Below are 13,413 nucleotides of genomic sequence, written 5' to 3' on the forward strand. Positions count from 1 at the left end.
TTAACGGGTCGGCTGCAACGCCCATGCCAACGAGGCGAGTGGGTTTCGCGCCATAAGCGTGCTCCAATTCGGAGCAAACGCCGCGCCAATGTGCCTCAAAAGCGAGAAGTAAGGTTAAGCGCATGCGGATGCGCGCCGCGGCGCGATACGCAACGGCGTTGAGGCGCGTTCGAGGTAAACGCCGCGTTAGCCTTCGTGGCTCTTGGCCAGGCGCAACCCTTGCTCGATTATGTTTTCTGGATGCATTTCATCAATCCGCCGTATCAGGTCGAACCGTTCGATGCGGAGCGCGCCGGCATTCTCGTTGGCGTCACCGCAGCGATCGGCATGGCGGGCGGCGTCATTGGCGGCGTGATCTGGAATGTGTTTCACAGAGCCAAGTGAGCGCGTCGCGCTCGAAGGTCTACGCTGTGCGCGACCAGTGCGATTTTAGTAGTTCGGCGAATTGGGCGGCGCGTTCGTGACAAGCCCAATGGCCGGCGCCTTTTTCGACGTGAAGCGGAAAGCCGTGTTGGCGCGTGAAGCGCTCGGCGACGGAGAGATCGACGTAAGGATCAGCTTCGCCCCAAAACACCTGGCCGCGTTTAGGCAGTCGTTCGAGATCGGCGATCCATGCGCCTTCGAAGCGCAAGCCTTTGGCCGAACGATAGAGTTTGAGGATCGACCGCCGCATGGTCATGTCGATCTTTGGCGTCTCTTCCTTTGCGAGCGATGCCGGCATGCCGCCGGCGATGAGGCCTTGCTCAAGGCGCGCGGTGTTGCGCATAGCGAGCATGGTGAGTTCGCCGAGCAGCGGCGTCGCCCACGCGCGCGCCGTGCGGTGGCCGCGATAGTCGGGATCGATCACGGCATTGGTGACGCACCAGCTTGAGATGAGATCGGGGCGGAGGCTGGCGGCGCGCAAGGCGATGAGCGCGCCCCAATCGTGACCAACGAGATCGACAGGCGCGCCGATCTGCTCAAGCTCGCCGATGAGCCAGGCGACGTAAGCATCCTTGGTGCAGTTGAAGCCGGCCCGGACCGGGTTGCCGAAACCGGGAAGGGCGGGCGCGCGCCACGCATCGGCGCTGAGGCCGAGTGCGGAGATAAGCGGGCGCCATAAGGCGGGCGTGTCGGGCACGCCGTGAACGAAGATGATCATGGCGCATCTTTGCGCCTTTACGGCCCGAAGATGAAGTCGGCTTGGGTGATGACGTTGTCGACGTCGCCGAGGGGGGGCGAGGGTGCGGATGACGGTGTCAGCTCGTTGTCGATGACGCTAGCGTAGCCGGTGCTCTTGAGTTGATTTCGATCGAGGCAAGGATGCGCGGTGTGAGTGCGGCGAACTCTCCCGCATGATCGGGGCCGAGCACGCGGAAGAAGGAACGTGGCGCCGTACCAGTCGCCGATTCTAGGTGAACCACGCGGCGGCTTCGTTGTTGTACCAAATGGCGGCGGTGCAGTCAGCTTGGACCTCCGTAACCTTCTTCGAGCACATGTGGGTAGGGGCGAATTTTTGTGCGGCGCAACTTGCGAGCGTGGCGGCAAGAATGAAGCCTACGCAGGCGCGCCGCGGGGGCATCTTGCAAAGCGAGCACGTAATTTTCGTGGTGGCAGCTAGGGCGTTGCGGACACAAAAGCGCGCGCGTGCTGCGCTGCAACCAAGTTTTTGATCGTGTGCGAGGCGTGGCGCGGGTACGCGTGGCGCGTGTGCGGTGTTGTGAGCGGCGTCGCATGGGCTGATATCGGAGCTGCTGCAGGACTTTCACCGTGAGGGGAAAACGCCATGCTCGGATTTGCCGTCAAAGGCGTGTTGGGTTTTGGCCTTGTTGTTGCGGGCTGGTTGATCGGTTCGATCTATCCGGCGCCCGCGCAATGGCTGGGTGTCGTCAGTCATCGCGTCGATCCGCTGCTCTCGCGGCTCGATGTGAGCAGTGAAGGATTGGCGCGATTGCGTTCGACCCTATCGCGTGAGGATTTCACGCAATTGACGCGCGATGCAGCGGTGCTGGCTGCAAGCACGGGCAATGTCATTCTCGTTGAGCGCAATTCTGAGCACGTGCTCGATGAATACGCGGAAGCGCTCGCAGCCGAGCAGGGTCGCGTGAGAGAAGCGCCGGCGGGTGGAGCGGTGTTTGAAGACGCGCTGCAGCTGTGTCCGGGGATGGCGGTAAGCAATGCGCCGCCAGCGGATGAGGAGCGGCGGGTGGAGCGGTTCGCGAAATTCGTGGACGTGAATGGCGTGATCGTCGCGGTGAATCCGACGCATGACGCATGCCTTTCATCGGGCGTGGGTGCGCGCGCCGGGCGCCGTCACAAGGGCTTGGATTATTACGCGCGCAATGGTGGGCCGATTTATGCCGCGGCGAACGGCACCGTGATCGAGATGCTCTATCGCAATGATTACGGCAACATGCTGCTGATCGATCACGGCTCGGGCACGTACACGCGCTATGCGCACCTTTCGAGCTTTGCGCCGGAGATGGCGGTCGGCGCGGCGGTGACGGCAGGTCAGCAGATTGCGCTGATGGGCAACACGGCGGGATACCAAATTCCGGTGCATCTCCACTACGAACTGCTGACCGGCAATTACCAAAATCCGGCTGCATCGTTTGGGCTCACTCCGACATCGCCATTTGACTATCCGGCGGCGACGAGTGCGCCGGCGCAGGGACAAGTGGTCGTAGCTGCGCCGCCGCGCCAGGCCACCGTGCCGTTGCAGCTGACGCGTGACGAGGGCGCGCGCGGGCTTTGCCCGTCCGGGCCGATTTCGGAAGCTACGGTGCTGCGCATCCGGCGCGGCGACACGCTGATCGCGATCGCGAATTCCTGTTACGGCGATTCAGAAGCGTGGCGGCAGATCGCGCGTTGCAATGAATTCTTGGAGGAGCGCAATCTTGGCGGCGTCTCGCCGCTGAATGGCGGCAATCTGCTCTATGTTGGCGATCGCGTGGTGCTACCGGCGCCGGGCGGGCAATGCCCGACGTGAGCTAGAACAGCATTAGGCCCCGGCCGGCGATGATGAGCAGGCCGGCAATTGCGAAATTGGTGATGTTGCCATCGATGCGTGCGATGCGCGTACCGGCGAAACCTTGTTGAGCGGAGATCGCCCCGCCGTAGCGATGTGATACGGCGGCGCTGAGGAAGAAGCCGCCAAGGACGATGGCGCTCAAGATCATGGCGAGGCAGATTCCGAGTTTGTGATCGACGCGGCCGGACCACAGAAAGAAGAGCGCCGCAAAGCCAAGCGCGGAGGTGGTGAGCACTTGGGTGACGACATGAAAGCGCGCGTGCGGCGGCCAGGCGGGATTGAGGGCGTGCGAGGTGTTGAAGTCCGCGATCGGCGGGATCAGTGAAAATTGCAGGATGCCGATCGTCATCAGCACGAGGCCTAGGTCAGTCATATGCGTAACTCCTGGGACGCGAGCGGCACTCTCTATATCTCGTAGTGGCTCGTAAGTAGGTCCTTAAGGGCGCCGTAATGGCCTCGGCCGTTGAGTGTGTGCACGCTGGCTTTCGAGCCGAGCCGCGATTGTAGAGCCGCAGACATCGCTGGAGGAGTCCACGAATCTTGCTCGCCTTGCCAGATAGTCACGTCGCACGAAATGTTGTCCAGGAGGTGAGCCCAGGGTCTTACGAACGCGATGAGTTCGTTTTGATAGGCCCTTTGGTGCGAACCGAAGCATTGTTTCATCCCGTCCACCAACATTGTCTGGAAGCTTGGATCCGCCAGTAGTCCGCGTTCAGCGACTGCGCTCGTTGCGAACATGGTTTGGAGCATGGCTTTTGGCGCCACCGAGAGGAGCGCATTTTGCGCGATGGTCAGCAATTGCAGTGACAGCGCTCCGCGTTGAGCCGCTTCGAATACTGGTTTGCCGGCCATGGACGGAAGAAAATTACCGAGTTCGAGTGGCGCGGCGGGTGAGACCAAGATCAGCCGGTGCGCCTTGAGAGGACGACGCGCAGCGATGTGGATTGCGGCCATGGCGCCGAGCGAGAAGCCGATGATGTTCGTTGGTGCGTCGAGATTGAGGGCGTCGAACGCCTCTAGAACGTTGCTCTCATACGTCGGGTCAAGCTGACCTAAGCGATCGAGTGAGAGGAGCTGCCGGGACGGCGCGAAGGCGCGCCATTCCGTAGGAGATCCAGGTAGGCCATGACAATATACGGCGCTCATCCCAGAGGCCCTGCCGGATAAGGAGCGCCAGAGCAATGTGGCGGGTTGTGACGTGTGTCACGGCAAGCCGAGGCGGGCGCGGGCACTGATGCTTTCAGTCAGAACCTGGAAGCAAGATCATGGAAACGCTCTTATCAATGTCCGGCATGGTTGGCGCGGCGTGTTGCGTTGGCATGTATGCGGCGGTGAGCTGGGGCAAGGTGAGCGCCGACAAGCCGGTGTTCTTTGTGGTCAATGGTTTGGGCGCGTTGCTGGTTTTGGTGGGCGCCTCGCAACAATTCGACATAGGCGACGCCGGCACGGTTGGCCAAGAGCTGATATGGGCGGTGATAAGCTTTGCGGGCGGCGTGCGTGCGTGGATGCGCCAAGGCGGCGCGGCGAAGTTGGCGGCGTGGCGCGAGCGGGCGTCGGGTTCGTTGATGGCGATGTTGGCGCGCTAACGCCAGCGCAGCGAAAAGCCGTTGGCGGCTGAAAGTAATTGTTGCCCAGTGCTGAGACTGATCACGATTTGCGCTTCGCCATCGACAACTTCGTGGCCGGGGAGGCCGATCACGAGCGGACTGGTGCGCAGCAGCGTGCGCCAGATGGTCGGGAAATCCAGACCTGAACGACGTGCGCGCTCGCAGGCGTCCAACAATTGCCGAGGCATCTAAAAGTCCGGTCTCGCTTGCCTAGCTGTAATTTTACAGATGCTGACCGGACGGAAATTGATTTGGCTCAATGCGTGTGTGTGCGGGGGGGGGCGGGCGATATCCAGCGCCAGGTCCGAAAGCGGCAAGTAAGGGCGTGCGGACAGGCGCTTAGTGTCGTAACGAAGCGAGGAGCACGAGGTTGCGGGTTCAGGGCATTTCAACGATTGAGTACGAGCGCTTGCGGCGCGGCGAGTGCGATGCCCACGGGCAGACGCCGCTGAGCCGCAAAGCTGAAGGTGGCGCCAATCCGTGTCGTCATTGTCTGGGCCTCATCGAGGACGGAGATACGAAACTCGTTTTGGCGTATCGGCCCTTCGAGGGGACGCCGCATCCTTATGCAGAGATCGGACCGATCTTTCTGCATCAGGCGCAGTGCGCCAGATATGACAGCCCCGCGTTGCCTCGCTGGTTCGCATTTCTTGAGCCAGCCATTATCCGCGGGTATGGCGCGGATGATTGGATTCGGTACGAGACCGGCCAAGTCGTGCCGGGGCGTGAACTTGGCGCAGCGTGCGAGTCTATCTTGACCGATGCGAGTGTCGCTTATGTTCACGTGCGCTCGAAATTTGGCTGCTTTCAGTGCCGGATTGATCGCGCCTGAAGGTGATTGTAGCTGAATGCATGGGCATTTCAGCGGAAGAGATCCGTCAGGCGTTTCGCGATCAGTTGAAGACGCTCGCCTGTCCGCATTGCGATACGGGCTACACCGATTACGCGGTGACGTGGAGCGAGGCGTGGCTCGAAGGGCGCCACGATGCAATGCGCGAACTGGGCGCCAATGAGCGCGACGGGCCGGTTAAGCTCAGGTGCGACCTCTGCGGCGGCGCGGCGGTGACGAGCGTTTTCTGCACGCCGCCTGAGGCCGTTTAAAGCGAATTTGCGGCGAATTGAATTTGCTTACCTCTGGGCAGGCTTCGCGCGCGGCTAGAAAGGGCCGGGTTACGCGGCGATCCATTGTGACGGACGCATGGCCAACCAGTACGCGCGCCATCGACGGCGCAGTAACTCGCTTATTCTACGTAAGTGAAGGTGGCTTCGATCGGGTAATGGTCCGACGAGGTCTTGCGACCGCGCTGTAGCGACACGAGGCGCCAGTTTGCGCCGGAATAGGCGTGGTCGATCGGCAAGAAGGGCGCGATCGCAGGCAAGTAAAAGCGCGTCCAGGCTTGCGCGGGCCAAGTTGGCAAAGCGCGCGTGTAGCGTTGGAGGTTGGCGCCGTGATCGAAGCGGCGGAGCCCGAAAGACCACGGTGTTGAGTTGAAATCGCCAGCAAGGATGACGTTGCTTGTGTCGGCGCCGATGAGCTGGCGGAGCGCGGTGAATTCCTGTTGTTGCCGTTGCGGCGGGTTCGGGCGCGCAACGTGGGCGGCGATGAGACGGAGCGGCGCGCCATCGATGTCGAACTCACCCATGCTGGCGCGCAAGCCGGTACGTGTTTGTTGTGAGAGCGCGCGGCGCCTGGCGAAGATGAAGGTGTTGCAGTCGTGGCCGCCTTCGCAGCGGATGACGGTCGGGTAGAGCGCGCGCAGGCGCTGGAATTGCGGCTGACCTTCGTCGTGCAGTTCGGAGACCAGGAGAAAGTCGGCGTCGGCTTCTGCGAGGTAGTGCAACACATCGCCTGATGGACGCGAACCGAGCCAGGTGTTGAGCCAGACGACGCGGATGGTGCGTTCGCCGGCCGCGACAGGCGCCGAGGTTGGGCGCAGAAATTCCGGTGCGATAATTGTGGCCTGCGCCAATGCGGCTATGGCGCAGTACGCCGCCCAGCCGCGCGCGTTGAGCGCAAGGCATGCAAGGCTCGCCGCGACCGCGAAGGCCAGCCAAAACGGTGCGAAGTGATTTAGGCCGTCAAGGAATGGCGATAGCGCGCCGCCCCAGGCGAGCACCGCAAGCAGCAAGGTGACGCGGCCGAGGAGGGCTGGACCGATGCGGCGCGCGAACGCAATAGTTGATCCCGGCGCCATTCGGTCCTCTAGGTTACGCTCAGATGCTCTATCTCATTTTGAAGGCAGGTCTATCTGGCGTCATCGTCGCAATCGTGTCGGAGATCGCAAAGCGCAATCCAGGATTTGGGGGATTGATCGCATCGCTGCCGTTGGTCTCGATCCTCGGCATGGTCTGGCTGTGGAGCGATACGCGTGATCCGGTGCGGTTGGCTTCGCATGCGGGCGCCACGTTTTGGTTCGTGCTGCCGTCATTGCCGATGTTTCTGCTGATGCCAGAATTGCTCAAACGCGGAGTTGGTTTTTGGCCTGCTCTCATGGCGGCGTGCGCGCTTACGATTGCGCTTTATAGTTTGATGATCTGGGTCGGGTCGAAACTGGGGCTGCGGCTCTAGCGTGTGCCGCCGTGCGAGCTCGCGTTCTCGGGCGCCGTTGCGGTGAGGCGCGAGGCGAGGCGAGGCGGATGTGCTTTAGGCGAAAGCGCAAGCCCAAGATGAGCCGGACGCGGCGCTTGGAAGCGGGCCGTACGGGTGTTGTTCGTGGAGCGCCGATGTAGCGCAGCGAATGTCGCGGCCAATCTGGACAGCGGGTATCCAGCGTTCGCGGCGGCTAGGCGTGATGGCGGCGCGTTCGCGTTCGTGGCTGCGCGAACAAGCATCGCTCACTGACGAGGATCGCGACGCGGTGTTTGCGGCCGCGTTGTCGTTGCTTGAGGTTTAACCGGCGGCGGCGTCTATCAGCAAGAAGGCGCGCGTGAGTTCGGCGTTCATCTGGGCGCGGCCGCGACCGATTTGTTCGGCGATGCGTGCGCCTTCGGTGCGTAGGAATTGCATCGCTTCCTGATTGGCTTGCGCATCGCGGTTCAGGAAATCACCCATCCGCCTCGCCGCCTCGGGCGCTGCGTCACGAACGGCGCGGCGACGTGCTTGCGTGCCAGAGCGGGCGCGTTGGGCGATGCGCTCGAGCGCTGACGGCGAGAAGACATCTGCGAGCTGCAGGCCGGCATGTTCTATGGTGGCGACGATTGGCAACGTTGTGGTGCGTGGCTCGGCGATCTGGCGGCGCAGGTGCGCGACAGGATCGGCGGCGGGTTCGCGCCGTTGCGATGGCGCGGGTGCGCCCGCGTCGGGGCCATCGACGTTGGAGAGAAGGTCGCGCCAGGTCCAATCGCCGGGCACCGGCTTGTCGGCTGCGGGCGCGCGGGCGCGCTCGGGTTGCTGTTGCTGCGGCGCGGGCGCGTCGCCGAACATAGGCGGCGGTGGATCGTTGCGATTGCGCGCGGGCGGTAGTTCGAGCGGATCCGCGGCTTCGTCGCGCCAGGAGCGATCATAGCCGGGGGCTGCGTCGTCAGACGTCTGCTCGGCGCTGCGATTGCGCACGCGCATTTGTGGTTCTTCATCGGCAACGGCGTCACGGGCGCCGCGTGCGGCGAGGCGAGCGGCTTCGGCGGCGTCACGCAGACGCTCAAGCGCGATGGCGGCTTCGCGTTCGACGTTGACGGCTTCGCCGCGAATGAGTTCGGCCGCGCGCTTTGCATCGTCGATGGCGCGGTGAGTGGTTTCGCGCACAGCGCCTGCTGTGGAGTTGGCGGCGTAGCTTGCGGCCTCGGCTGACTGACGCGCAGCGTCGGTGAGGCTGGTGGCTTTGGAAAGCACGTCGAGCGCTGTCGAGAGCGCTTGCTCAAGGCGGAGCGCGGAATCGGCGCTGGCCTGCGCGGCGTTGGAGAGGCCGTTGGTGCGATCCGAGATCAGCGCGGCGGCGGCGCCGAACGAAGTGAGGCGGTGATCGAGCGCTTGGTCAGCGGCGCGGACTTCGGCTTCGGCGACGCGCGCCGCTTCGGAAATCGAGTGCGTGTGCTTGCCGATCGAGTCGCCGATGTTTTGCGCTTGGCTGGTGAGATCGCGAGAGATGCGCATCAGCTCTTCGCGTTCGCGCTCCATGCCGACGATCATCTGATTGGCGCCGGCCTTAGCCTGGTCGGTCATGTCGTCGACGGCTTTGGCTTGGCGCGAGATCTGACCTTCAACGTCTTGCAGGCGCTTCAGCGTTTGCAGGAGAGCTTGATCGAGCTGGTTGATTTCGCCGCGCACGGATTCTGCGAGCTGACGCGCAGCATTCTCGGCGCTGCGCTCAGGGTTCATCAAACGATCGGCAGCGTCGGCGAGGCGGCGGGCTTCGGAACGCGCGCGGGCGCTGTCGCGTGCGGCGAGGCCGGAGAACACGGCCATCAAAGCGGGCAGAACGACAACGGCGCCAACTGCGCCCATTTCCGGAATGGTCAGCGAGCCCATCTTCTCGGGGCCGATCAGTACAACTGCGCCGGCAAGGCTGCCTATGGCCCAGAGGCCGGCGACGATAAGGCCCAGGACGCCGATCATCGCGCCGGGGTCGCTGGTGCGTTCCGCTTCAGGCGTTGTCGTGGTCATGCAGCACAATTCCGTCGGCGCGCGGAGAGCGCGCGCCTATGGTCAACGAGAACGAAATAAGTGCGGCCATTCAAGGGCGAACACGCGTGGGTGCTAGTCAACGATCGGACAGATCGCGCGATTGAAGAAGCGCTCAGCGGTCGTTCGTTTGGCAGGTGTCGGCGCGGCAAGCCGATTGATCGACCGAACGCTGTTCCAGCGTAACGCCGACCCAAGCCAAGGCCATTGCGATCAACACGTCGCGTACTGTGACCAGGAAAGCCAACATCGCCCTCTACCTCAATGCAGCGATGGGTATGTGCGCGCTTCGCTTTCGAACCGCAAGATACAGTTCCGTGTATTACGCCGATTGAAGGCGAGCGTGCTGCGAATGGTTGCGGTGCGGCTTGACCGGGGCGGGGTCAGCGCCTAGTTCCGGCGTGTGACGTTACAACATAACAGCACCGAGGCTCCGCGACGGGCCCACCTGGCCCACGCCGCGGTGATGAGCCTGCACGCAATCTGCTGCGGACTGCCGGCGCTGGCGATGTTGGCGGCGGCGGTGTCCGGGGCGACGTCCGGGATCGCCTTACTCGCTGGTTCGGTTCAGGAAATTCACCACTTCTTGCACAAGCACGAGCTTTGGATCCTGCTGATCTCGGCGGCCTTGGTGGTAACCGGCGGGGTGCTGGAAGCTAATTCCAGAAAGCATCACAGCCACGGCTTTCCCTGGCTATTTGCGTTCTCGGTGCTGTGCTTCATCGCCAACGTGACGATCATCCTTCTGCACCGCTCAACCTAACGTTTAGGTTTCAGGATATGCAAGGCGAGCGAGCGGTATCGCCGCACCGCTTCGCTGGTCTCGTTTTCGCGCCGCAGGGCGCGGCGGAGCGCCATGCCCTCAAGTCCGGCGATCAACGCTTCGGCGGCCTCAGTCGCGGGGAGCGCCGGATAGATGCTGCCGGCGCGTTGAGCGCGCTCGATGGCGGCGGCCAAGCGGCCGACGGCGATCTGATCGCGGATCAAGAGCGCCTTCGCCAGCAAAGGATCGCGCGCTGCTTCGGCCCAGATGTCGGCGAGGAGAGCGGCGTCGCCATCGCCGTCGAAGGTTTCGAAGAAGGCGCGCGCGAGCTCGGCGAGCCCTTCGATCAAACCTTCTGAACCGTTAACCCGTTCGAGCATCGCTTCGGCTTCGGCGCGCGCGTCGAGCGCGATGGCGGCGATGATGTCGGCTTTGGAGTCGAAATAGCGATAGAGCGCGCCGGGACTGATGCGGGCTTCGGCGCAGATTTCTTCAATCGTTGATAAACGGAACCCACGTTCGCGGAAACATTCGCGGGCGGCCTCCAGGATTTGGCTGCGGCGGCGCTCGGGCAGGGCGGGGTCAGCGTGGCGGGCCATCGAATCGAGCCCATGATAAGCGGCAAAATCTGGATATGGTTTAGCTTAAATTCATTCTGCGCTGGCAGCGTCCACCAAATTGTATTCGGCGCGGAGCCCGCCAAGCATGACGCATACGCCGCCTTCGGCAATCGCCAGCGCCGCCGAGACGCGCAGGCGCGAGATGCCGGCCTCCATTGCTTTGACCATCCTGACCGGTGGGATAGCGGCCGCGATCATGGGCGGTCCGTGGCCCGTGGGCTGGTGCGCCATCATGGCGGTGCTGCTCATTCTCGATACCGAACTTTATCGCCGCCTCGATGCGGCGGAGACGAAGATTGAAGGCGGCGTGCTGGCGGGGCTTTGCCTCTGGGCCGCGTTCTGTTCCGGGTTTTACGCGATGCTGCCGATCACGTTGTGGTTGCATGGCGAAGCTGCGGGTGCGGCGGCGGCGATGTTGCTGTGGGTCGCGGCGGTTGTGCGCCATTTCAGCCCAGGCGCGTCGGGCGCGTTGGCGATCGCGGTGTCGGGCGCTGCGCCGCCTGCGCTTTCACTGCTCGCATCACCTTTGATGATGGCTTCGATGTCGTCGCAGCCGGATTGGGATTTGGCGTTCATCGCGGCCGTCGGCGGTGGTGCGCTGATGGCGTACGTGACGCAAGCGCGCGTCAGCGCTTCGCAGGCCGAGCGTGCATTGCGCGCAGCCAAGCAAGAAACCAACCAAGAGCAAGTGCTGGCTCAGCTTATGCTGGATCAGGGCGAATCTGCTTCGATGTTGGTGGATCACGAAGGCCGTGTCGTTGCGATGAGCAAGACGATGCGCAATGCGATCCATGTGCAGCATCCGGTCGGGCGGCGCTTTGAGGATATGATCAATTGGGCGCCGGACCGCTGGCGCGATGCGTTCGCGCGCGCGATGAGCGGCGAAGTCGTGCGCTTTGAAGAAGACGAGACGCGCACGCCGGGCGGCATCCGTTGGTTCAACTGGGAAGCGCGGCCTTGGCGCAATGCCGATGGCGAAGTTGTCGGCGTCGTGTCACACGGTAACGAGATCACGCAACTTATTCAGGCGCGCGCCGCAGCTCACGCCAATGAAGAGCGCCTGCTGCAGGCGTTGAAGATTGCGCGCAGCTTGGTGTGGGAAGTCGATTTCAAGTCGCGGACGATCAGCTGGCATGGCGATGTCGAGGCGCTCTACAATCGCCCGTTCACGTTCGACCAATTCATGGAAAGCCGTACGGGCTTCCTGCATGAAGAAGACCGCTTGGCGCTGCGTGACTACTTCATCAGCGTCGGCAAAGGCGGCGGCGGCTCGATGGAGCACCGCGTGCTCAACGACGATGGCGGCGTGCGCTGGATCGAAGCGTGGGCGCAGCGCGTCATGGGCCGCTCCGGCGGCGTGCGAAAGATCGTTGTGATTTCCAAGGACATCACCGAGCGCAAGCGTCAGGAGGCTGCGTTCATCGGCGCCATGCACCGCGCCGAAGAGGGGCTGAAGTCGCGCCGGGCGTTGTTTGGCGAAAGCGCGCCTGTGGTTGAAGCGATCGACGAGGCGGCGGTGAATGTCGCTGAGATGTACGAGCGCCTCGACAGCCTGATGGAAGAAATGAACGCGCGCGATGTGAAGCTGGCGGACACACTGGCGAGCTTGCGTACGGCGCGTGAAGAGGCGGAGAGCGCTAACATCTCGAAGTCGCAATTCCTGACCTCGATGAGCCACGAGCTGCGTACGCCGCTCAACGCCATCATCGGCTATTCGGAAATGTTGATGGAAGAGGCTGAGGCTGACGATCGCGACAACGATGTCGCCGACCTTCAGCGTGTGCTGAGTTCGGCGCGGCAATTGCTGCACCTCATCAACGACATTCTGGATCTTTCGAAAATCGAGGCGGGCCGCATGGATGCGGTGGCTTCGGAATTCGATGTCGCTGGGCTGCTTGAAGAAGCGGCGGATACGGTGCGCCCGAACGTTGAGAAGAACGGCAGTACGCTGAAGCTCGAGATCGCGGCGGACGTCGAGGCGGCGTGCACCGATGCGTTCAAGCTCAATCAGTGCGTGCTCAATATTTTGTCGAATGCGGCCAAGTTCACCAAGAATGGCGAGATCATTGTGAGCGCGCGCCGCGCCGGCGATGCGATCGAGATCGCTGTGCGCGACACTGGCATCGGCATGACCGAGGAACAGATCGGGCGCTTGTTCAATGCATTCGAGCAAGCGGACGCTATGACGGCGCGCCGTTATGGCGGCACCGGGCTTGGCCTCGCGCTGACGCGGCGGATCATGCAAGTGCTTGGCGGCGATGTGTCGGTGGAGAGTGTGTACGGCGAAGGTTCGACCTTCACGCTGCGCTTCCCAGTGCATCTCAATCAAGCGCCGGTTTTGGCGCGCGTCGATGCAAACGCTGCAGCAGGGCAGGGTAACCACCGCCTGGTGCTGATGATCGACGACGAGGAAACGGCGCGTGATTTGACGGCGCGTTCGCTCATTCGCTTGGGCTTTGACGTGCGCACCGCGACGACGGGCGCTGAAGGCATCGAGCTTGCGCGTACGCTGCGCCCCAGTCTCATCCTGTTGGACATCAACCTGCCCGACGTAACGGGTTGGGATGTGCTGACGGTCCTGAACACCGGCGACGCCGGCGGCATCCCTGTGATCATCCATTCTATCGACGACAATCGCCAGCGCGCGTTGTCGTCAGGCGCCTGCGAGCATCTGGTCAAACCAGCCGACCGTGACGTTCTCGCTGCGGCGGCGCTTCGCTTCTCGCGCGCACCCGACACTGCATCGCCTGTCGACGTTCCGGCGGTTTCCCACATAGCCAAGACGGCGTGAAAGG

At 62.9% G+C, this 13,413-nt stretch carries 18 protein-coding genes; 9 read left to right on the forward strand and 9 right to left on the reverse strand.

Going from position 1 to position 13,413, the window contains the following annotated elements:
* Positions 1-219: 219 nt before the first annotated feature.
* Complete coding sequence (locus ATE48_RS15940; RefSeq protein WP_156767815.1) at positions 220-384, forward strand: hypothetical protein; 165 nt, start codon at positions 220-222, stop codon at positions 382-384.
* Between the two features lie 19 nt (positions 385-403).
* On the opposite strand, the gene ATE48_RS15945 is transcribed toward ATE48_RS15940, so the two are convergent.
* Positions 404-1,141 carry an alpha/beta fold hydrolase gene (locus ATE48_RS15945; RefSeq protein WP_066773173.1) on the reverse strand — a complete coding sequence of 246 codons (738 nt, stop codon included), beginning with the start codon at positions 1,139-1,141 and terminating at the stop codon, positions 404-406.
* Between the two features lie 624 nt (positions 1,142-1,765).
* Between ATE48_RS15945 and ATE48_RS15955 the strand changes: the two genes are divergently transcribed.
* Positions 1,766-2,968, forward strand: a complete 1,203-nt coding sequence (locus ATE48_RS15955; protein WP_066773178.1) for a peptidoglycan DD-metalloendopeptidase family protein — start codon at positions 1,766-1,768, stop codon at positions 2,966-2,968.
* A 1-nt stretch (position 2,969) separates the two neighbouring features.
* Here ATE48_RS15955 and ATE48_RS15960 read toward each other — a convergent pair whose 3' ends face one another.
* Both ATE48_RS15960 and ATE48_RS15965 read right to left on the reverse strand, forming a co-directional pair.
* The gene (locus tag ATE48_RS15960; protein WP_066773181.1) at positions 2,970-3,383 is read right to left on the reverse strand and encodes a DUF6640 family protein; all 414 of its coding nucleotides are present in this window, start codon (positions 3,381-3,383) and stop codon (positions 2,970-2,972) included.
* Positions 3,384-3,415: 32 nt separating this feature from the next.
* The gene (locus ATE48_RS15965) at positions 3,416-4,156 is read right to left on the reverse strand and encodes an alpha/beta fold hydrolase (RefSeq protein ID WP_066773184.1); all 741 of its coding nucleotides are present in this window, start codon (positions 4,154-4,156) and stop codon (positions 3,416-3,418) included.
* A 119-nt stretch (positions 4,157-4,275) separates the two neighbouring features.
* Here ATE48_RS15965 and ATE48_RS15970 point away from each other — a divergent pair, with 119 nt between their 5' ends.
* Positions 4,276-4,596: a CBU_0592 family membrane protein gene (locus ATE48_RS15970; protein ID WP_156767816.1), complete on the forward strand. Its 321-nt coding sequence runs from the start codon at positions 4,276-4,278 to the stop codon at positions 4,594-4,596.
* Here ATE48_RS15970 and ATE48_RS15975 read toward each other — a convergent pair.
* Positions 4,593-4,805, reverse strand: a complete 213-nt coding sequence (locus tag ATE48_RS15975) for a hypothetical protein (RefSeq protein WP_066773189.1) — start codon at positions 4,803-4,805, stop codon at positions 4,593-4,595. The two genes, ATE48_RS15970 and ATE48_RS15975, sit on opposite strands and share 4 nt — an antisense overlap.
* A 182-nt stretch (positions 4,806-4,987) precedes the next feature.
* Between ATE48_RS15975 and ATE48_RS15980 the strand changes: the two genes are divergently transcribed.
* Positions 4,988-5,449 carry a DUF1203 domain-containing protein gene (locus tag ATE48_RS15980; RefSeq protein ID WP_066773192.1) on the forward strand — a complete coding sequence of 154 codons (462 nt, stop codon included), beginning with the start codon at positions 4,988-4,990 and terminating at the stop codon, positions 5,447-5,449.
* Positions 5,450-5,469: 20 nt separating this feature from the next.
* Entirely contained in the window at positions 5,470-5,718 is a 249-nt protein-coding gene (locus tag ATE48_RS15985) for a hypothetical protein (protein WP_066773195.1), read from the forward strand.
* Between the two features lie 140 nt (positions 5,719-5,858).
* Here ATE48_RS15985 and ATE48_RS15990 read toward each other — a convergent pair whose 3' ends face one another.
* On the reverse strand, positions 5,859-6,812 hold the full coding sequence (locus tag ATE48_RS15990; protein WP_066773198.1) for an endonuclease/exonuclease/phosphatase family protein: 954 nt from the start codon (positions 6,810-6,812) through the stop codon (positions 5,859-5,861).
* A gap of 23 nt (positions 6,813-6,835) precedes the next feature.
* Here ATE48_RS15990 and ATE48_RS15995 point away from each other — a divergent pair, with 23 nt between their 5' ends.
* Together ATE48_RS15995 and ATE48_RS19870 are read left to right on the forward strand one after the other, a co-directional pair.
* The gene (locus ATE48_RS15995) at positions 6,836-7,186 is read left to right on the forward strand and encodes a DUF3147 family protein (protein WP_066773200.1); all 351 of its coding nucleotides are present in this window, start codon (positions 6,836-6,838) and stop codon (positions 7,184-7,186) included.
* Between the two features lie 169 nt (positions 7,187-7,355).
* Positions 7,356-7,511, forward strand: coding sequence for a hypothetical protein (locus ATE48_RS19870; RefSeq protein WP_156767817.1), 156 nt, complete (start codon positions 7,356-7,358; stop codon positions 7,509-7,511).
* On the opposite strand, the gene ATE48_RS16000 is transcribed toward ATE48_RS19870, so the two are convergent.
* Positions 7,508-9,217 carry a coiled-coil domain-containing protein gene (locus ATE48_RS16000; protein WP_066773202.1) on the reverse strand — a complete coding sequence of 570 codons (1,710 nt, stop codon included), beginning with the start codon at positions 9,215-9,217 and terminating at the stop codon, positions 7,508-7,510. The genes ATE48_RS19870 and ATE48_RS16000 overlap by 4 nt on opposite strands.
* Positions 9,218-9,350: 133 nt before the next feature.
* Complete coding sequence (locus ATE48_RS20240; protein WP_257756526.1) at positions 9,351-9,485, reverse strand: hypothetical protein; 135 nt, start codon at positions 9,483-9,485, stop codon at positions 9,351-9,353.
* Positions 9,486-9,701: 216 nt separating this feature from the next.
* On the opposite strand from ATE48_RS20240, the gene ATE48_RS16005 reads away from it, so the two are divergent.
* Positions 9,702-9,998 (forward strand): hypothetical protein, encoded by a 297-nt coding sequence (locus ATE48_RS16005; RefSeq protein WP_156767818.1) that lies wholly within the window; start codon positions 9,702-9,704, stop codon positions 9,996-9,998.
* Here the strand turns inward: ATE48_RS16005 and ATE48_RS16010 are convergent.
* Positions 9,995-10,597, reverse strand: coding sequence for a TetR/AcrR family transcriptional regulator (locus ATE48_RS16010; protein ID WP_066773206.1), 603 nt, complete (start codon positions 10,595-10,597; stop codon positions 9,995-9,997). The genes ATE48_RS16005 and ATE48_RS16010 overlap by 4 nt on opposite strands.
* Before the next feature lie 51 nt (positions 10,598-10,648).
* Complete coding sequence (locus ATE48_RS20245) at positions 10,649-10,774, reverse strand: hypothetical protein (protein WP_257756527.1); 126 nt, start codon at positions 10,772-10,774, stop codon at positions 10,649-10,651.
* Between ATE48_RS20245 and ATE48_RS16015 the strand changes: the two genes are divergently transcribed.
* Complete coding sequence (locus tag ATE48_RS16015) at positions 10,761-13,409, forward strand: PAS domain-containing hybrid sensor histidine kinase/response regulator (protein WP_066773207.1); 2,649 nt, start codon at positions 10,761-10,763, stop codon at positions 13,407-13,409. The genes ATE48_RS20245 and ATE48_RS16015 overlap by 14 nt on opposite strands.
* Positions 13,410-13,413: the final 4 nt, after the last annotated feature.

The organism is Candidatus Viadribacter manganicus (assembly GCF_001679665.1).
Taxonomy (GTDB): Bacteria; Pseudomonadota; Alphaproteobacteria; order Caulobacterales; family Aquidulcibacteraceae; genus Vitreimonas; species Vitreimonas manganica.